Source organism: Streptomyces sp. CA-142005, from assembly GCF_050942335.1.
Taxonomy (GTDB): Bacteria; Actinomycetota; Actinomycetes; order Streptomycetales; family Streptomycetaceae; genus Streptomyces.
Genome location: NZ_CP192078.1, coordinates 9,992,056 through 10,009,096, shown reverse-complemented (window position 1 = coordinate 10,009,096; position 17,041 = coordinate 9,992,056). Strand labels below are relative to the sequence as shown.

At 68.1% G+C, this 17,041-nt stretch carries 20 protein-coding genes and 1 pseudogene; 9 read left to right on the top strand and 12 right to left on the bottom strand.

What is annotated here, in order from left to right:
• Positions 1-107 precede the first annotated feature (107 nt).
• The 3 genes and pseudogenes from ACQPXS_RS46530 to ACQPXS_RS46520 form a co-directional block, all read right to left on the bottom strand.
• Complete coding sequence (locus ACQPXS_RS46530) at positions 108-500, bottom strand: aldehyde dehydrogenase family protein (protein ID WP_433455628.1); 393 nt, start codon at positions 498-500, stop codon at positions 108-110.
• Positions 476-754, bottom strand: coding sequence for a hypothetical protein (locus ACQPXS_RS46525; protein ID WP_433455626.1), 279 nt, complete (start codon positions 752-754; stop codon positions 476-478). The genes ACQPXS_RS46530 and ACQPXS_RS46525 overlap by 25 nt, the downstream gene beginning before the upstream one ends.
• 160 nt (positions 755-914) lie before the next feature.
• Positions 915-1,236, bottom strand: a pseudogene (locus ACQPXS_RS46520) (ATP-binding protein); the annotation flags it as partial.
• A gap of 252 nt (positions 1,237-1,488) precedes the next feature.
• On the opposite strand from ACQPXS_RS46520, the gene ACQPXS_RS46515 reads away from it, so the two are divergent.
• Positions 1,489-1,893 carry a hypothetical protein gene (locus tag ACQPXS_RS46515; protein WP_433455624.1) on the top strand — a complete coding sequence of 135 codons (405 nt, stop codon included), beginning with the start codon at positions 1,489-1,491 and terminating at the stop codon, positions 1,891-1,893.
• A gap of 117 nt (positions 1,894-2,010) precedes the next feature.
• On the opposite strand, the gene ACQPXS_RS46510 is transcribed toward ACQPXS_RS46515, so the two are convergent.
• From ACQPXS_RS46510 to ACQPXS_RS46475, 8 genes are all read right to left on the bottom strand, one after another.
• Complete coding sequence (locus ACQPXS_RS46510; RefSeq protein WP_433455622.1) at positions 2,011-2,274, bottom strand: hypothetical protein; 264 nt, start codon at positions 2,272-2,274, stop codon at positions 2,011-2,013.
• A gap of 260 nt (positions 2,275-2,534) precedes the next feature.
• On the bottom strand, positions 2,535-2,831 hold the full coding sequence (locus tag ACQPXS_RS46505; RefSeq protein WP_386275963.1) for a helix-turn-helix domain-containing protein: 297 nt from the start codon (positions 2,829-2,831) through the stop codon (positions 2,535-2,537).
• 329 nt (positions 2,832-3,160) lie between these two features.
• On the bottom strand, positions 3,161-3,994 hold the full coding sequence (locus tag ACQPXS_RS46500; RefSeq protein WP_433455620.1) for an SDR family oxidoreductase: 834 nt from the start codon (positions 3,992-3,994) through the stop codon (positions 3,161-3,163).
• Positions 3,981-5,252 (bottom strand): NAD(P)/FAD-dependent oxidoreductase, encoded by a 1,272-nt coding sequence (locus ACQPXS_RS46495; RefSeq protein WP_433455618.1) that lies wholly within the window; start codon positions 5,250-5,252, stop codon positions 3,981-3,983. Before ACQPXS_RS46495 ends, ACQPXS_RS46500 begins: the two co-directional genes overlap by 14 nt.
• Positions 5,249-5,467, bottom strand: coding sequence for a ferredoxin (locus ACQPXS_RS46490; RefSeq protein ID WP_433455616.1), 219 nt, complete (start codon positions 5,465-5,467; stop codon positions 5,249-5,251). The genes ACQPXS_RS46495 and ACQPXS_RS46490 overlap by 4 nt, the downstream gene beginning before the upstream one ends.
• Positions 5,464-6,003 (bottom strand): aromatic-ring-hydroxylating dioxygenase subunit beta, encoded by a 540-nt coding sequence (locus ACQPXS_RS46485; protein ID WP_310770156.1) that lies wholly within the window; start codon positions 6,001-6,003, stop codon positions 5,464-5,466. Before ACQPXS_RS46485 ends, ACQPXS_RS46490 begins: the two co-directional genes overlap by 4 nt.
• 2 nt (positions 6,004-6,005) lie before the next feature.
• The gene (locus ACQPXS_RS46480) at positions 6,006-7,382 is read right to left on the bottom strand and encodes an aromatic ring-hydroxylating oxygenase subunit alpha (RefSeq protein ID WP_310770158.1); all 1,377 of its coding nucleotides are present in this window, start codon (positions 7,380-7,382) and stop codon (positions 6,006-6,008) included.
• A gap of 179 nt (positions 7,383-7,561) precedes the next feature.
• A complete protein-coding gene (locus tag ACQPXS_RS46475) occupies positions 7,562-8,764 on the bottom strand; it encodes a LysR family transcriptional regulator (protein ID WP_433455613.1) in 1,203 nt (400 codons plus the stop codon).
• On the opposite strand from ACQPXS_RS46475, the gene ACQPXS_RS46470 reads away from it, so the two are divergent.
• The 8 genes from ACQPXS_RS46470 to ACQPXS_RS46435 all read left to right on the top strand — a co-directional run bounded on the left by ACQPXS_RS46470 (position 8,726) and on the right by ACQPXS_RS46435 (position 16,720).
• The gene (locus tag ACQPXS_RS46470) at positions 8,726-9,658 is read left to right on the top strand and encodes a VOC family protein (protein ID WP_433455611.1); all 933 of its coding nucleotides are present in this window, start codon (positions 8,726-8,728) and stop codon (positions 9,656-9,658) included. The genes ACQPXS_RS46475 and ACQPXS_RS46470 overlap by 39 nt on opposite strands.
• Before the next feature lie 31 nt (positions 9,659-9,689).
• Entirely contained in the window at positions 9,690-10,664 is a 975-nt protein-coding gene (locus tag ACQPXS_RS46465) for an ornithine cyclodeaminase family protein (RefSeq protein WP_433455609.1), read from the top strand.
• 16 nt (positions 10,665-10,680) lie between these two features.
• Positions 10,681-12,159, top strand: coding sequence for an NAD-dependent succinate-semialdehyde dehydrogenase (locus tag ACQPXS_RS46460; protein WP_433456259.1), 1,479 nt, complete (start codon positions 10,681-10,683; stop codon positions 12,157-12,159).
• A 107-nt stretch (positions 12,160-12,266) separates the two neighbouring features.
• Positions 12,267-13,286, top strand: coding sequence for a dihydrodipicolinate synthase family protein (locus ACQPXS_RS46455; RefSeq protein WP_433455607.1), 1,020 nt, complete (start codon positions 12,267-12,269; stop codon positions 13,284-13,286).
• Positions 13,283-14,260, top strand: coding sequence for a cyclase family protein (locus tag ACQPXS_RS46450; protein ID WP_433455605.1), 978 nt, complete (start codon positions 13,283-13,285; stop codon positions 14,258-14,260). The genes ACQPXS_RS46455 and ACQPXS_RS46450 overlap by 4 nt, the downstream gene beginning before the upstream one ends.
• A 23-nt stretch (positions 14,261-14,283) precedes the next feature.
• Positions 14,284-15,267, top strand: coding sequence for a fumarylacetoacetate hydrolase family protein (locus ACQPXS_RS46445; RefSeq protein ID WP_433455603.1), 984 nt, complete (start codon positions 14,284-14,286; stop codon positions 15,265-15,267).
• A gap of 47 nt (positions 15,268-15,314) precedes the next feature.
• The gene (locus tag ACQPXS_RS46440) at positions 15,315-16,070 is read left to right on the top strand and encodes a CoA transferase subunit A (protein ID WP_310770172.1); all 756 of its coding nucleotides are present in this window, start codon (positions 15,315-15,317) and stop codon (positions 16,068-16,070) included.
• Positions 16,070-16,720: a CoA transferase subunit B gene (locus ACQPXS_RS46435; protein WP_310770174.1), complete on the top strand. Its 651-nt coding sequence runs from the start codon at positions 16,070-16,072 to the stop codon at positions 16,718-16,720. Before ACQPXS_RS46440 ends, ACQPXS_RS46435 begins: the two co-directional genes overlap by 1 nt.
• A gap of 139 nt (positions 16,721-16,859) precedes the next feature.
• Here ACQPXS_RS46435 and ACQPXS_RS46430 read toward each other — a convergent pair whose 3' ends face one another.
• Positions 16,860-17,036: a hypothetical protein gene (locus ACQPXS_RS46430; RefSeq protein WP_433455600.1), complete on the bottom strand. Its 177-nt coding sequence runs from the start codon at positions 17,034-17,036 to the stop codon at positions 16,860-16,862.
• Positions 17,037-17,041 lie beyond the last annotated feature (5 nt).

Below are 17,041 nucleotides of genomic sequence, written 5' to 3'. Positions count from 1 at the left end.
CTCACACACCGCGGCCAGCACGACGTCCTCCGGCAGCCGCTCACACACCGCGGCCAGCATGACGTCCTCCGGCAGGCGCTCACACCCCGCGGCCGGCACGACGCCCTTCAACGGCTGCCACTCGGGTCGACCACGCCGGCGGCTTCAAAGGAACACCACGAGATCCAGGCAGGAGGCCGTGAGACATCCAACGGCCCCCTCTCGGCCGGCTCTCCCAGCCAAGAGGAGGCCGACGCGGACCAGGTGAAGAAGTCCACCGCGACCGCGCCCCGCTCGCGGAAGCTGTTACCGGAAGAGTCGCCGACACCGCCCAACGGCACATTGAGATCCAAGCCGGCGGCCGGCCGGCTGACCTCGACCACCCCCACGCGGACAGCCGCGGCGAAACGCTGGACGGCGGCCAGGCCGCGGGCGCAGATGCCCGCGCCCAGGCCGTAGCGGGAGTCGTCGACCAAGTCGACCGCGTCGTCCAGGTTCACCACGGACAGCACCGCGACCACCGGGGGCGAAGATCCCCTCGCGCCCCGACCGCGCTCTCCTGACCCAGGCCGCAGAGCACAGTCGGGGCGAGCATCAGCCCCTCGGGGACCTCGCCGCCCTCGGCGACGGTCACGCCCTCGACCCGGGCCTGCTCCATGGCGGCGGCGACCGTGGCAAGCCGCTGCGCGATAACCCCCGGGCCCATCGGGGCGCCGACGTCCGGGCGGTAGCGGGCCGCCTCCATGGCCAAGACGACGACGAAGCCGTCACGCACGCCCGGAGTGCAGAACACTCGCTCCGGACGGTCCGGGACAGGAAGATCGCTGGCGGCCGGCAGTACTGGACAGAGCCGGGCCCGGATCCCTCGCCGGAGCGGCCGGCTGCATCTGTGCAGCGGTTGTGACCAGGGTGCTCAAGCCCCCGACCTGCTGGATCCTGGGACGGGCGAGGCGGCAGGAGCCGGTACCGGTCTCGATGACGGTGCCGCCGAAGGCGAGCCGGTCCACGACCGCTACGCACAGCCGCGGATCGGTGAAGGTCCTCCTCCAACCTCCGAACAATTCGCCGGAGACGACGGGCCACGGACGCCTCTCCCTCCCGCCCGGTTAAGACCTGCAACAGCACTTCGGCGCCGCCGTGGTCCACTTCCATGGAACCGAGCAAATCGACCGCGAAGAGATCCACGCGGCCGTAGCGGGCGATGGTCCTGGCCAACTACCTCTCCTCGACGGCCTCGACAAGCTCGTTAACGAGCTCCCCCTTTCCGTGCCCCTCACGAGCATCGACACTCACCGCGCGTGTCACCGCGTCCGACCCCGCCGCCCGCCGTCGGGGTCGATCACAGCGGCCTACGGCACGGCTCGCAGTATCCCTGACAACCTCGCAATACCCCTCAAATCATGCGGATTCGGTGACATCATGAGTAATGAATTCCGCGTCATGACGCTCGTCCCACCAGGCGACACCCGAGCCTCTTCCTGCCTGTCAGCACGGGAAGGCGGTGAACACGTGAGCGACACCGAGCAGGAACCCACTGCGACCGAAGGAACAGAAGCGGAAACCACCCCCAAGGAGTCACCGGCCACGACCGAGACCGGCCCCGCAAAGGGCGAAGAGCCGACCCCCCAGGCGGCGGAGACGGAAACAGCAACAGCCGAAGAACCAACCCCCACCCCAACCGAAGAAACCGAAGCCGAAGAACCAACCCCCACCACAACCGAAGAAACCGAGACCGAAGAACCAACCCCCACCACAACCGAGGAAACCGAAGCCGAAGAACCAACCCCCACCCCAGCCGAAGAAACCCAGACCGAAGAACCAACCCCCACCCCAGCCGAAGAAACCCAGACCGAAGAACCAACCCCCACCACAGCCGAAGAAACCGAAGCCGAAGAACCCGCTACAGAGGAGTAGGAGAACGGCTGTGCGCGACGACCGTCGCGCACAGCCACGACGGCAGTCTCGAAAGCAGGCTCGGCACGCCCCTCAAGCAAACTCGCCGGCAGCCAGCTCGCTGCCCGCACCCACCGCTCACGCATCCCGCCATGTGAGGACAGGACGTCCGGATACCTGCAGCACCGCCGATGCCACCACCGACGGGTCTCCGCAAGCCACCCACCCCAAGCGCGCCACCATCATCATGTCGTCAACGCTCTCCCGCACGAACCCCGCCACGACGCCAAGACCGCCCGGACGTTCACACAGCACCACATCGCCCGGCTCCTGATCATCCGCGATCTGCCGGTAGCCCCCCGAGTCGGGACAACCCGAGAACTCGTACACCCAGCGGCCCATGCCTGCCATCCTGCCCGGAACAACAAGCACCCCACTGATCAGGCACGAAGGCGCTGGAGCGGATCCGCCCGAAGGGATGACAGACACTGCTGATCAGACAAGTCCACGCCCCCGAGGCCCTGGAGCCGTTGATGATCACCTCGCTCACGGATCTCGATGAGAAACGCCGGCACTGTCGTGTCCACGAACGTGGGACAGCCGGCCTCTGAAGCTTATTGCAGGCCTGTCGAACACCAGGCTGTGCCGCCTCGCCGCGAGATCTACGAGGAAGGTGCAGCTGCGATGACCAGTTCGCCCATGGCGGCCACGGCACCAGTAACGGGGATCTTCCACTCCAGATGGTCCGGCCACAGCATGACACCCAGCGCGCCCTCCAGATCTACCACGGTGAGCATGTCCGGCCACACCGTCCCGTTGAGAACGTTCGCGATCACCTGACGATTGACTCCGCTCTTGCGCGCCAGCGCGTTCGCGCTCATCTGCTGATCCGTCATGGCCTCGGCGAGCCTGCGCGCGATGGCCTGGGCGACGAGGGCGCCGCAGTGCGGCAGCATCATGGCATGCGGCCAGCCACCGCTGACCACGTAGTCTCTCGGCTTTTGGGCACGTCTCGTTCCTCCAGGCACCCGACAAGTGTGGCTGAGACACCCTCCTGATGCGCGCCAGCCCAAGGGGTGCTACTGATGTAGCACCCCTTGGGCTGGCTATTCGTACGGCTGATTTGTCGGCACCTGCTTGCGGGAGACGGCAGCGGAGTGTGGGGTTCGGGACAGGCCAGCCAGGCGGCAACAGCACGCACATCAACGGTCGTACGGTTGACGCACGTCCAGCAGGAAGACGGCATGCGCGCCTCTGCGACCCGGTGTGGTGCGCAGAAGCGCAGCACTCAGGCCGACGGGTAGCTGCTGACAAGCTGGCCCATGCTCATGAGGGCCCGGTTCAGGGTGCCAGAGTCGGCGATCACGGTCTGGCCTGTCATCACCTTGTTGTGCCGGGATGCGAGGAGTGCGTAGAAGGGCCCGTACTCCTCCGGGGCGGGCAGGTGCTGAAGGGGCGTGGACCATTCGAACATCGCGCGGAAGGCGTCCGCAGGAATGTCCGACTGCTTGGACTCGTGCAGGTCGAGAGCGCCGGGCCCGCGGAGCTGACTGCCCGCGATGCCCGAAGGGGCGACGGCGTTGACCCGTACCCGCGGGGCGAACTCGAACGACAGCTGGTTAACCAGGCTGCGCACCGCCCCCTTGCTGGCCGTGTAGGCCGCACCGCCGCCGTCGGCTGCGAACGCCGCCTGGGACGCGGTGAGCACGATCGCCCCTTCCTCGGCCTGCAGCAGGTCGTGCATGATCCGCGCGGTCAGCGCGTAGCCCTTGACGTTGATCGAGAAGACCTCGTCGAACAGTTCGCCGACGCGCTCGACGGGAATGTCGGTCAGCCGGACGTTACCGTCGAAGATGCCCTGCGCGCCGATGAGGGAGGTGAGCCGGCCGTAGCGGTCCTCGATCTGGGATCGGCAGGCACGAAGATCGTCGATGTTGCGTACGTCGCCGTGCACGACGAGGATGTCGTCGCCGAACTCCTTCTTCAGCCCGAGTACCTTGGCCTGGTCGTACTCGAGGATCGCGAGCTGCGCGCCCTGTTCGAGACAGTGGTGGGCGATGCCGAGACCGAGGCCCGAGCCGCCGCCGGTGATGAGTACGACGTGGTCGTCAAGCAGCTTCATGGGTGGTGCGTTCCTTCCGGTCGGTGCACGACACGGTGGTGTCGAGGGCGGGATTGTTCGTGCGGGCGAGCGCGAGTGCCTCGTCCCAGGTGCCGCCGCGTGCGAGCAGCTTGCGGTAGTCGCGCAGCGAGCGGACACGCCCGCAGGCGAACGCGGCGTGGAACTCGCCGGCGTGGCCGAACAGGACGAGAAACTCGCCCGCGTCGAGTGAACCCTCGACGACGAGGCTGCGGTCGCCCGCACGGCGGCGGCCGTAGCACTGGAACCGCATGCCGTACTGGTCGGTCCAGAAGTACGGCACTCCCTGGTAGGGCGTGGTCTCGCCGCGGGCGATGTTCAAGCCGATGTGCCGGCCCTGCTCGACCGCATGGGTCCAGTGCTCCACGCGTACGCGCTGTCCCAGCAGCGGGTGGTGGAACGCGGCCACGTCACCGGCGGCCCACACGCCGGGCACGTTGGTCCGGCCGGCGGCGTCGGTGACGATCCCGCCGGTCACCTCGATCCCGGAGCCCGCCAGCCAGTCGACGGCGGGTTCGGCGCCGATACCCGTGAGCACGAACGGGGTCCGGTGCACACTTCCGTCCGTGAGCCGGACCTCGTACGCCCCTGGTTGTCCGGTGACCGACGCCACGGCGACGGCACTGCGGAAGCGGACCCCGCGTGCGGTGTGCAGGTCGCGGAGATGGGTGGCCAGCTCGGTCCCCAGTACGGGCTCCAGCGGCAGCGGGAGCGCGTCGAGGACCGTGACCGCCACGCCCCGCGCGACGAGACCGGCCGCGACCTCCAGTCCGATGAAGCCGGAGCCGATCATGGTCATCTCGCCGTATCGCGCCGCGGCCTCGCGCAGCACCCGCAGGTCCTCGGGGGTGCGCAGGGCCGGCAGTACCTCGCCCGCGAGGCTCCTCATCTCGCGGGGGCGGCTGCCGCAGGCGATGACCACCGCGTCCCAGGGAAGCGCCTCGCCGTACGTGGTCACCACATAGCGGCGGTCGACGTCGAGCCCCGCCGCGGCGTGCCCGAGACGCAGGTCGAGGCGGTTCGCCTCGATGCGTTCGGGAGAGCGGAGTTCGAGGAGTTGCGGGTCCTCCTCGGCGACAAGCAGGGCCTTCGACATCGTGGGCCGGTCGTACGGCTGGTGCAGCTCGGCGCCGAGGACGGTGATGGAGCCGGTGAATCCGGCCTCCCGGAGGCCGTCGGCGGCGCTGAGGCCGGCGGCGGAGGCTCCCACCACGACGACCCGCTCAAAGCCGCCGGTCACGGCCTGGGTCCCGAGTTGAGCGCGATGGCCTGTGCGGGGCAGGCGCGGGCGGCCTCTTCGAGGTCCTCCCGCTCGTCGGCGTCGACGGTGTCGCGCAGGAGAACAGCCGTCGGGCTGCCGGGCGGGGTGTCGAAGACGTCGGGCATGACGCTGACGCAGATGCCGTAGGACTTGCAGCGGGTGCCGTCGAGGGAGACGGAGAGGTTGTCGCTCACAGGAAGACTCCAAGGTTCGGAGTGGCCAGCGCCGTTTCGGTCAGCACGATTTCGCGGGACAGCAGGCGCGGGCCCGACGGTGTGAGGCGGAGCTGGTCGTAGCGCCTGCACGGGATGAGATCGAAGTGCGGGTCGATGCCGCGCTGGCGGTAGACCAGCAGGGCGCTCGACACCTTGATGACGTCGGGGCGGTCGATCTCCTCGACCTCGACGCTGCCCACGATGCGCAAGGTGCGGGACGGAGGTACCTCCGAGTACGCGTGGTCGGTGTTGAGCCGGTCCAGGCGCGTGCGTACGTGGGCCTTGGTGTCCCGGACCCGGAAGGCGTTGCGGTCAATCTCCTTGGAACGCGGTTCCGCTGCCTGTCGGATCGGCACGGTGTAGAGAAGTTCGTCGTCAAGGAGTCCGTACCACTCCTCCTCGCGGCCCTCGTCGAGCAGCCGGGCCTCCAGCGCCAGGAACTGGGTGGCCAAGGCCTGAAGTTCGGGGTTGGCGCTCACGGGCGGGACGATGCGGGGTGTGTCGGTCGTGGTCATGCTCACTCAGCTCCCTCGGTGCCGGCGCCGGTGTTCCCGCGCATCACGTTCAGCCAGTGGCGGTAAAAGTGGAGCTGCGCGTGCTCGCCGTAGCCGGTGTTGCGCTTGCGGCCCGGGCCGGTCCACGAGGGGTCGTGCGACTGGTCGACCTGACTGTTGTTGCCCTGCTGGAAGTGGAACTCCATGCCGGCCTTGCGCATCCACGGACTTTGGGCGGCGCGCGGTGCGCCTTCCCAGGCGACGGTGTCGTCCTGCTCGAAGATGCCTGCCGAGCCGAAGGTGAACTGGCCGTTGACGTAGGAGTCGCGGGCCTCGTCCTCCGACATGAAGTCCCAGACGAACTGCCAGTTCCACAGTTCGATCTCGCCGGGGCCGATCGGCTGCCACTGCCGGAAGCTGGTGATCACCGACATGGGACCGCCCGGCACGGACGGGGTGTTCAGCCGGATGAAGCTGAGGTTTGGGAAGATCGTTCCGACCGTCGGCGGCTCGTGGTTGACTACGTGGAGCTGTGCCTCGTCCAGGCCCGACAGGTTGAAGTGCTGGGTGATTTCCGGAGCGTAGCCCCAGAGCACGTAGCCGGGATGGACTGCCTTGGTCCAGGCATGGCCGGCGAAGGCGTGGCCGTTCTCGAATTCGTAGATGCGCGCGATCTCGCACGTCATCTGCAGCCCCTGGGAGACCGCGACCTCTTCCGTGCTCCAGTGCAGCGTGTCGACGTGGTAACCGTCGCCGGTGAAGTTCTCGGCGGCCGTCTTCCAGTCGGCGTGCAGCCGGTAGCGCTCCGGAGGCCCGGCGACCCGCATGCCGCCGGGTGCCAGCCCGACGATCAGGTCGAGCATCCACCCTGCCCCGCCCAGGTACTCGTCCAGCGACGGTCCGTCCGGGTCCAGCGAGGCGAAGACGAAGCCCTGCCGGGTGGCCACCCGGGGCGCGCGTATCAGGCCCCACGCCTTGGGGTCGAGACGCTCGCCGTAGGCGTCGTGCATGTGCGGGGTGCCGACCAGGTCGCCGTTGTTGCTGTAGGTCCACCCGTGGTAGGGACACTTGAAGAACCGGGAGTTGCCGGCATCGGTCTGGCACACCTGGGTGCCCCGGTGACGGCAGTAGTTCGACAGCACGTTGATGCCGCCCTTGCCGTCGCGCGTGACGATCACCGGATCGAGGCCGATTCTGCGCTGCACGAAGTCACCCGCCTTGGGGATCTCGCTCTCGTGCGCGACGAACACCCAGCACTTGGTGAATATCTGCTCGATTTCGGCGCGGAACACCGCTTCGTCGTTGAAGATTTCCACCGGGACGAGATCGTTCTTCAGCGAGGCCTCTACGCGGTCCAGGATGGCAGCGGCATCGGCCGTTTCTGGAGAGATGGCAGTCATGGGGCTCCCTTGCCTCAGTCGTGCTCAGCAGGGGCGATCAGCGGAATTCCGTGGCCCTGCCTGCGGCTCGAGACGTCAGGCTATGGCTGTCATCACATGGTGAAAAGCAATTCCTGTCGATGCGTCGGTATTGATCCAATCGATGGCACGCGGCCAGGCGCCTGCTGACCGGTCCTGTCTCAGCCGGCTGCCGGGGCGGGCGGCGTGTCCCGGATGTAGGCATTTGCGAAATGGCGCATGCGCTGCCGCAGCCAGGCGTGGCCCGGATCGTCGTCCATGCGTTTCGTCCAGACCATCGTTTCGGTGCCCGGCTGCAGCTCCATGGGAGGTTCGAGCAGCCGCAGGCCTGTCGCCGGGGCGATGCGGCGCCCGAGCGTTTCGGGGATCAAGGTGATGAGCCGGGTACCGCGGATCAGGAACGGGGCGAGTTCGAAACTCGTGGTGACCTCGACGTGGCGCGGGATGCCGAGCAGGTCGAGATTCAGTTCGGCCAGGGAGGGTCGCCGGTCGGGGCTCGTCGCGAGGTACGGCAGCTCGCTGAACTGCTCGACCGAGATGCTCTCGCCCACATCGGGGTGCTCCTGGTCGACCGCGAGCACGTAGCGGTCGGTGTACGCGGCCTCACTGCACAGGTCCGGCCCGCTGGGCACCAGCTCGCGCGGAACGATGACGAGGTCGATCTGGTGGCGGGTCAGCTGTTCCGCGTACTCCTCCGCGAAGGGCTGGATGCGCAACCGCACGTTCGGAGCCTCGGCCGGCAGCTGCACCAACAGCGGATGCAGTACGGCGACGGCCGCGTAGCTGCTCGCCATCACCGAGTACGTCCTGTGGTCGGTCGCGGGATCGAAGCTGTCGCGCTGTGACAGCAGCGACTTGATGTCGGTCAGCGTCTTCTGCACTGGCTGCACCAGCGACTCGGCAACCGGTGTGGCAACCATGGTCCGCCCCTGCCTGACGAGGATCGGATCGTTCAGGAGCTTGCGGAGCCGAGCCAGCGTGGAGCTCATGGCCGACTGTCCGACGGCCAGCCGGGCCGCCGCCGCGGTCACGCTCCGTTCCGCCATCAGGGCGTCGAAGGCGACGAGCAGGTTCAGATCCACCCGGTTGAGATCCAGGGGCGCATTGGTGGTGGGCATCGACCGGAATTCCCGTCTGTGCTGAAGGCATGCCGACAGAAGTCGGCTGCCGCGGCTCGACGGTCGACTCCGAGCACGGATTGATGTCATCAATCCGAACGCATCACTATCGATTGTTTGTATCGAGGAGTGCGTCTGTCTAGCGTCTTGCAGCGGGAAAGCGACGCGAACGACCTGTTCGGCGTCACTGAAGAGCAGGAGTCGACGATGACCGCAGCCTTCCGTCCGATCACCCATCTCAGGCATGTGGGTATCGGTGTGCCCGACTACGGCAAGGCTCTGGAGTTCTACAAGAACCTCTGGGGACTGCAGCCGGTGGCCGACGACAGCGGTGTGACCTTCTTCGCCACTCCCGCGGACCCGGAGCAGTACATCCTTCGCGTCCGGCAGGACCAGGACAAGCGACTGGACCTCATCGCCTTCGGTGTGAACTCTCCCGAAGACGTCGACGAGTTGGCCCGTCGGCTGGCGGTCGGCGGAATCACGCTCGACCGGGAGCCCGGCAAGCTGGACACCCCGGGCGGCGGATACGGCGTCCGGTTCTTCGACCCCGACGGCCGGCTCGTCGAGGTGTCCGCCGGGGTCGCGCAGAAGCCCTTCCGGGAGCTCGAGGAACGCGAATCCGTCCCCAAGAAGCTCAGCCACGTGGTGATCAACTCCACCGATGTGGCCGCGACCAAGGCGTTCTACGAGACGTACCTCGGCTTCCGCCTCTCGGACTGGCTCGGCGACCTGATGTGCTTCATGCGCAGCGGAACCCAGCATCACATCCTCGCCATCTCCCGAGCACCGCGCGTCTCGCTGAATCACATCTCCTTCGAGATGCGCGGCCTCGACGAGTACATGCGCGGGTCCGGGCGTCTGATGCGCGCCGGTCACCGCCCGCTGTGGGGGCCAGGCCGGCACGGCCCGGGAGACAACACCTTCACCTACTTCCTCGACCCGAACGAGAACGTCGTCGAGTACACGACGGAGCTGGAGACGATCGAGGACGACGAGGCGTGGGAGCCCCGCGTCTTCGACAGCACCTCTCCTCAGTCGCAGGACCAGTGGGGGACCGGCGGGTCGATGACCGAGACCATGCTGCCGGTGCTGCTCAAGCAGACGGACGGCGGTCTGTGGACCCCCTCGCCGATCTGATCCCTCCCCCTCCTCCGCAAAGGCCACTGAAGTGACTCTTTTCCTTGATGACGCAGCGGTACAGGCGGCCTTCGACTGGGAGCTGGCAACCTCGGCGGTGCGCGAGGCATACGCGACGAGCGTGGACGGAGCACGCTATCCGGCCCGCGGCATGGCCCGCGGAGACCACGGCTGGCTGCGCACCCTCACCGGCGTACCGGCCGGACGCGAACTGATGGGAGCGAAGATCATCGCGGCCGCGATGCAGACGCGCCGCGCCTCCTACCTCATCCCCCTGTTCGACCAGCGGACGGCCGAGCTGGTGGCCCTGCTCGACGGCCACTCCATCACCGGTTACCGGACGGCGGCCACCTCGGCCGTCGCAGCGGACCTGCTGTCGCCGCCCGGCGCCCTGACCGTCGCCGTGATCGGCTCCGGTTTCGAAGCGCAGAACCATGTGCGCGCCCTCGCCGTCGTACGCGACCTCAAGGCCGTACGGGTGTACAGCCCACGACCGGAGAGCCGAGCCCGATTCGCCGCCGAACTGTCCGACCTGCCGATCACGCAGGCGGCCAGCGCCGAGGAGGCCGTTGCGGGCGCCATGCTGGTTGTCTGCGCCGCCCGGTCCCGCGACGAGACCCCCACCCTGCTCGGCAAGTGGCTCCAACCCGGCATGACCGTCGTGTCCATCGGATCCACCCTGCCCGAGCAGCGTGAGGTGGACCCCGAGGTGATTGCCCGTGCCGACGTGATCGTGGCGGACATGGTCGAGGAGGTGCTCGACGACACCGGGGACCTGATCGCCGCGCGAGCCGCCGGTCTCGACGTGGCGGGCGAGATCCGCTCGCTGGCCGACCTCGTCGGCGCGCGCATCCCCGGGCGCACCCACGTCGACCAGATCGCGCTGTACAAGTCGGTCGGCTCAGCGGCCCAGGACCTGGCGGTCGCCGGCATGTGCGTGCGCAACGCCGAGCGGCTGGGACTCGGAACCCGGATGCCGGCCACCATTCATCCCGTGCAGAAGTGAGAGAGCCGCCATGACCATGGAGACGACCGTTCCACTCGGTCTGTCCGACCCCACGCTGCTGCGCACGGCCGCCTACGTCGAGGGCAAGTGGCTGGAAGCCGGCGACGACGGTCGGCTCACCGTCCGCAACCCGTCGACCGGTGAACTCATAGCGGACCTGCCGGCACTCGGCAGAGCGCAGACCGCCCAGGCCGTCGACGCCGCTCATCGTGCTCTGCCCGAGTGGCGGGCGCGGTCGGGCAAACAGCGCGCACAGGTGCTGCGGCGCTGGTTCGACCTTGTCACCGAGCACACGGAGGACCTGGCCCGGCTGATCGTCCTGGAGGAGGGCAAGCCACTCGCTGAGGCCCGCGGGGAAGTCGCTTATGCCGCCTCCTTCATCGAGTGGTTCGCCGAGGAGGCCAAACGGATCCGCGGCGACGTGTTCGCGGCACCGGAAGGCTCGCGCAGGGTGCTGGTGCTCAAGGAGCCGGTGGGGGTGTGCGTGGCCATCACCCCGTGGAACTTCCCCGCCGCGATGATCACCCGTAAGGCCGCTCCGGCACTGGCCGCGGGCTGCACGATGGTCGTCAAGCCCGCCGAGCAGACGCCCTTGACGGCACTGGCCCTCGCCGAGCTTGCCGAGCGGGCCGGTGTACCGGCCGGGGTCCTCAACGTGGTGATCGGCGACCCGCGCGAGATCGGGCCCGAGCTGACCGGCAATCCGCTGGTCCGCAAGGTCAGCTTCACCGGCTCCACCGAGGTCGGCAGGCTGCTCCTGGCCCAGTCCGCCCAGACGGTGAAGAAGACCTCTATGGAACTGGGCGGCAACGCGCCGGTGCTCGTCTTCGACGACGCCGACGTCGAGACCGCCGTCGCCGGTGTCGTCGCCACCAAGTACCGCAACACCGGCCAGGCCTGCATCAGCGCCAACCGTGTCTACGTGCAGGCGGGAATCCACGACCGCTTCGCAGAGGCGTTGACCCGCAGGGTCGAGGACCTTGTCGTCGGAGACGGCTTCGACGACGGCGTGCAGCAGGGACCGCTCATCGACGAGGCAGCGGTGGCGAAGGTCGAGGAACATCTCGCCGACGCCACGAACCGGGGTGCCAGGATCCTGTGCGGCGGTTCGCGGCACCGGCGTGGAGGGCTCTTCTTCCAGCCCACCGTGTTGGCGGACGTGGCCCCCGGCATGCTCGTCACCCGCGAGGAGACCTTCGGCCCGCTCACCCCGCTCATCCGCTTCACCGACGAAGCCGAGGCCGTCCGCATGGCCAACGACACCGACTACGGTCTGGCCGCCTACCTCTTCACCCGCGACGCCGAGCGGACCTGGCGCGTCTCGGCCGCCCTGGAAGCGGGGATGGTGGGCATCAACACCGGCCTGATCTCCAACGAGGTCGCCCCCTTCGGCGGCGTCAAGCAGTCGGGGCTGGGGCGGGAGGGCTCCGTCTATGGCATCGACGAGTACCTGGAGATGAAGTACCTGGCCTGGGAAGGTGCCGGCGCGCCCTGAGCCGACTGCCGCGCCGGACACCGCAGCACGAACGAGTCGCGCCGAGACCAACCCGCCAGGCGCTGAGTCACCGCCCCCATCACCCACGCACCGAGGCAAGGACGACCATGCCCGCATACACCCGCACAGAGGCCCGGGACTGGGCCCGCGAAAAGCTCGTCGGAGCCGTCAACTGCACGATCCCGTCGTTCACCGCCGACCTTCAAGGCATCAACGAGCAGGGCATCAGGCACGACATCCGGCTGGCAAAGCAGCACGGATTCCTCGGCACCCTCGGCGTCTCCGAGGTCAGCATCACCCTGCCCGAATACCTCGACTTCCTGCGCATCGTCCGTGATGAGGCGGGTGACGACTTCGTCGTGGTCCACCACGGCAGTTGGAGCACCCTGGAGCAGAACATCGAGGCGGTGCGCGGCGCCGAAGAGGCCGGTGCCGACCTGGTGCTCCTGTCCTACCCGCCGAACTTCTACCCGGAGTCGGAACAGGAGATCTACGACTACACCAAGGCCGTCTGCGACGCCACGAACCTCGCGGTCATCCTGTTCCCGATGTACCTGTGGGGGTTCAGTCCCCGGGTGCACCCCTCGGACATCCCGACGCGGCTCATCCGCCGGCTCATCGACGACTGCCCCAACATCGCGGTCATCAAGGCCGAGGGCGGCTTCCCCAGCATTCAGAGCGCTATCGAGTGCCACCGGCTCTTCGGCGACGAGGTCGTCATCTCGGTGCCCATCGAGGGCGAGCTCATCCCGCTGGCCCAGGTCATGCCCGTCCAGCTGTCCGCCACGAGCGACCACGAATACTTCGGGCCCATGATCCCGCGTGTCATGCAGCTGCTGCGCGAGGGCAAGTACGACGACGCCACCGACATCTACTGGCAGCTGCATCCGGCCCGCAAGATCAAGGGCGGCCTTGCTCCCGTGCTGCACGGCGGTGCCTTCATCAACCGGCAGGCATGGAAGTTCCAGGGGTGGCTCCAGGGCTACAACGGCGGACCGCTGCGCCAGCCCACCCAGCGCATCCACGACGCCCAGATGCACGCCCTGCGCAAGGGACTCCTCGACGCCGGACTCGAGCCCAGCATGGACCCGTTCCGTGAGTTCTTCATCGGAAGGAACCCGGCGTGACCCCCAACGAACTGGACCGTGCCAACCCCGCCGGCGCGATCGCCGATGCCGCCAAGCGCTGCTCCAACTGGGGGCGTTGGGGACAGGACGACGTACTGGGCACCCTCAACTTCCTCGACGAGGGCAAACGGCGGGAGGGTGCAGCCCTGATCCGGCGCGGGGTCTCCTTCTCGCTCGCCCAGCGCTTCGACGCGAACGGTCCGCAGAAAGGCTGGCGCCGCAGGACCAATCCCGTGCACACCATGCTCTCCTCGGGCCTGGACGCCGAGTTCGGTCCGCCGGAGTTCCCGCACGGCATCGGCGGTGCCGACGACGTGGTGTTCATGCCGTTGCAGGCGTCGACGCAGTGGGACGGCCTTGGACACGTCTTCGACCACGGCATGGCCTACAACGGACGACGCGCGTCCGCGGTGGTGACCAGCGAAGGCGATCAGCTCACGGGTATCGAGACCGTGGCCGACCGGATAGCAGGCCGAGGAGTGCTGCTCGACGTCGGCCGAGCGATCGGCACCAACGGCGAACTGCCGGACGGCTTCGCCATCACCGCCGAGCACCTCGAAGCCACGATCGCCGCACAGGGCGAATCCTCCCGAGTAGGCCGGGGTGATCTGCTGCTGGTCCGTACGGGACAGATGGCGCGGACGCGTCGCGACGGCTGGGGCGACTACGCGGGCGGGCCGGCACCCGGCCTCTCGTTCACCACCGCCGACTGGCTGCACACCCGCGAGATCGCCGGTATCGCCACCGACACCTGGGGCTTCGAGGTCCGGCCCAACGAATTCGATCGGGCCTTCCAGCCGCTGCACCAAGTGGCCATCCCGCACATGGGCCTCTTCATCGGCGAGATATGGGATCTCGACGCCCTCGCGGCCGACTGCGCTGCCGACGGCATCTACGACTTCTTCCTCACCGCCGCCCCCATCCCCGTCACCGGTGCCGTCGGAGCCCCGGTCAACCCCATCGCCATCAAGTAGAGCCCCCGGAAAGGACGCACACCATGCGCTTCGCCACCTGGGAAAGCGCCGGCCGTTCCTCCGCCGGGGTCGTCGGCGAGCACGGGCTGCACGCCCTCCCCGGTACGACGACGGTCCTGGACCTCGTACGGGCCGGACTGCCGGCCGCCCTTGAGGCCGGTGCCGCCGCCCTCGACAACTCCTCCCCGACACCGATCGATTCCGTACGGCTGCTGCCGCCGCTGGAACCGCCGACCGTGCGGGACTTCGCAGCATTCGAGGAGCACGTCGAGGGTGTCGTGCGGTCGGTCAGCGGAGGCGGCGTGGTCGTACCGGAGTGGTACGAGGCCCCGGCCTTCTACTTCACCAACCCCTATGCGTTGATCGGCGCGCACGACGACGTCCCGGTCCCGCCGGGCTCACACGTGCTGGACTTCGAACTCGAAGTGGCCACCGTCATCGGCAAGGACGGCGCCTCACTCACCCCCGAAGAAGCACGGGACCACGTGTTCGGCTACACCGTCCTCAACGACTGGTCCGCGCGGGACCTGCAAGGCCGCGAGATGAAGGTGGGGCTCGGGCCCGCCAAGGGAAAGGACTTCGCCACCACCCTGGGACCGTGGCTGGTGACCGCCGACGAGCTGGACGCTTACCGCGACGACGAGGGCTTCCTGCAGCTGGACATGCGGGTGTCGGTCAACGGCACCGAGGTTGGCCAGGACCTGTTGAGCAACATGAGCTGGACGTTCGCGGAGCTCATCTCGTACGCATCCCGCGGCACCTGGGTGAAGGCCGGTGACGTCCTCGGCTCCGGGACCTGCGGCAACGGCGGCTGCCTCGGTGAGTTGTGGGGCCGCCGCGGGACGCGGACACCGCCTCCGCTCGAACCCGGAGACATCGTGGAAATGACAGTCGAGGGCATCGGTTCGATCCGCAACCGAGTCGTACCGGGCGAGCAGCCCACGCCGATCACCGCTGCACGCCGACGGCCGCGCCTGCGCAAGCGGACATCCTCCGACAGGACCTGAACCAGGGCCAGGAAGGCCAGAACCGGGAAAGACAGAAAGGCCTCTTCATGGACAAGGTGCGGGCGAGCGCGCTGGACGCCGTCTCCGACATCCCCGACGGAGCGACGATCGCCGTCGGCGGCTTCGGCCTCAGCGGTGTTCCCAGTGCGCTCATCCAGGCTCTCCACGCACACGGCGCACGCGGTCTGGAGGTGGTCTCCAACAACTGTGGAGTGGACGGACGGGGTCTCGGAATCCTCCTGGCCGAGGGCCGCATCGCCCGCGTGACCGGCTCCTACGTCGGAGAGAACAAGGAATTCGCCCGCCAGTACCTCGCCGGTGAGCTGGAAGTGGAACTCGTTCCGCAGGGCACCCTCGCCGAACGCCTCCGCGCCGGCGGCTCTGGCATCCCGGCCTTCTACACACCCGCGGGAGTCGGTACCCAAGTGGCAACCGGCGGCCTGCCCTGGCGGTACGGGACCGACGGTTCCGTGGCCATCGCCTCTCCGCCCAAGGAGACGCGTCTGTTCGCCGGCCGCCCGCATGTCCTGGAAACCGGCATCACCACGGACTTCGCCCTGGTACGTGCCTGGCGCGGCGACCGCCACGGCAACTTGATGTTCCGTCGGGCAGCGGCCAACTTCAATCCGCTCGCCGCCATGGCCGGACGCGTCACCGTGGCCGAGGTCGAGGAACTCCTCGAGCCCGGCGAACTGCAGCCGGAGGACATCCATGTCCCGGGCATCTTCGTGCAGAGGATCGTGACGCTGACCGCCGCCGAGGCCGCCGACAAGCACATCGAGAACAGGACGGTACGCGGCTGATGGCCTGGACCCGCGAACAGATGGCGGCACGCGCCGCCGCAGAGCTCACCGACGGCTCCTACGTCAACCTGGGCATCGGACTGCCCACGCTGATACCCGAGTACCTTCCGCCTGGGGTTACGGTGACGCTGCACTCCGAGAACGGCATTCTCGGCACCGGTCCTTTCCCGGCCGAGGCCGAGGTCGACGCCGACCTGATCAACGCGGGCAAACAGACGGTCACTGTGCTGCCCGGGGCTTCCTTCTTCGATTCCGCCCTCTCCTTCGGCATGATCCGCGGCGGCCACATAGACACCGCCGTTCTCGGCGCCATGCAGGTCTCACAGCACGGCGACCTCGCCAACTGGATGATCCCCGGCAAGATGGTCAAGGGCATGGGCGGCGCGATGGACCTTGTCCACGGCGCCCGGCGCGTCATCGTCCTCATGGAGCACACGGCCAGGGACGGCAGTCCGAAACTGCTGAAGGAGTGCACACTGCCCCTCACCGGGGAGCGATGCGTCCACCGCGTCATCACCGATCTGGGGGTGTTCGACGTCACCGGCGAGGGACTGGAGCTGATCGAGGCGGCGCCGGGCATCACGGCCGAAGAACTCGTGGCCCGCACTGGCGCGCCTCTGCGGCTCGACAGCGTGCGCACCGCGGGCTGAGCAAGGTCTCGCTTACGTTGCCTGGTCGGCGGGCCCTGCCGGCCACATTGGTCCCACCGCAATCTGGAGGGCATTCCCGTGAAACCCGCAGCCGCTTCCGCGTCCTTCTCCGGCGTGTCGGAGCGCAGCAACCGCGTGGTCATGACGGCCGGCGAGACGAGGGTCGGCTGCGGCCTCGCTGTCCGAGAAGGGGGCCGAGAAGGGTCAGGGCGCGGTCGATGCATTCGCTGGTGTTGTCCTGGGCGTAGGCCTGGGCTTCGTCGAGGATCTCGATGACGTCGTCGATGACCTCGTGGTCGGTCTCGGTGATGGACACGGTGA

What these genes read in the sequence shown, in the direction of transcription:
- ACQPXS_RS46440 (WP_310770172.1), top strand. Translation starts at nt 15,315, where the DNA reads ATGGACAAGGTGCGGGCGAGCGCGCTGGACGCCGTCTCCGACATCCCC.
- ACQPXS_RS46455 (WP_433455607.1), top strand. Translation starts at nt 12,267, where the DNA reads ATGCCCGCATACACCCGCACAGAGGCCCGGGACTGGGCCCGCGAAAAG.
- ACQPXS_RS46435 (WP_310770174.1), top strand. Translation starts at nt 16,070, where the DNA reads ATGGCCTGGACCCGCGAACAGATGGCGGCACGCGCCGCCGCAGAGCTC.
- ACQPXS_RS46445 (WP_433455603.1), top strand. Translation starts at nt 14,284, where the DNA reads ATGCGCTTCGCCACCTGGGAAAGCGCCGGCCGTTCCTCCGCCGGGGTC.
- ACQPXS_RS46485 (WP_310770156.1), bottom strand. Translation starts at nt 6,003, where the DNA reads ATGACCACGACCGACACACCCCGCATCGTCCCGCCCGTGAGCGCCAAC.
- ACQPXS_RS46470 (WP_433455611.1), top strand. Translation starts at nt 8,726, where the DNA reads ATGACCGCAGCCTTCCGTCCGATCACCCATCTCAGGCATGTGGGTATC.
- ACQPXS_RS46480 (WP_310770158.1), bottom strand. Translation starts at nt 7,382, where the DNA reads ATGACTGCCATCTCTCCAGAAACGGCCGATGCCGCTGCCATCCTGGAC.
- ACQPXS_RS46475 (WP_433455613.1), bottom strand. Translation starts at nt 8,764, where the DNA reads ATGCCTGAGATGGGTGATCGGACGGAAGGCTGCGGTCATCGTCGACTC.
- ACQPXS_RS46505 (WP_386275963.1), bottom strand. Translation starts at nt 2,831, where the DNA reads ATGATGCTGCCGCACTGCGGCGCCCTCGTCGCCCAGGCCATCGCGCGC.
- ACQPXS_RS46500 (WP_433455620.1), bottom strand. Translation starts at nt 3,994, where the DNA reads ATGAAGCTGCTTGACGACCACGTCGTACTCATCACCGGCGGCGGCTCG.
- ACQPXS_RS46510 (WP_433455622.1), bottom strand. Translation starts at nt 2,274, where the DNA reads ATGGGCCGCTGGGTGTACGAGTTCTCGGGTTGTCCCGACTCGGGGGGC.
- ACQPXS_RS46460 (WP_433456259.1), top strand. Translation starts at nt 10,681, where the DNA reads ATGGAGACGACCGTTCCACTCGGTCTGTCCGACCCCACGCTGCTGCGC.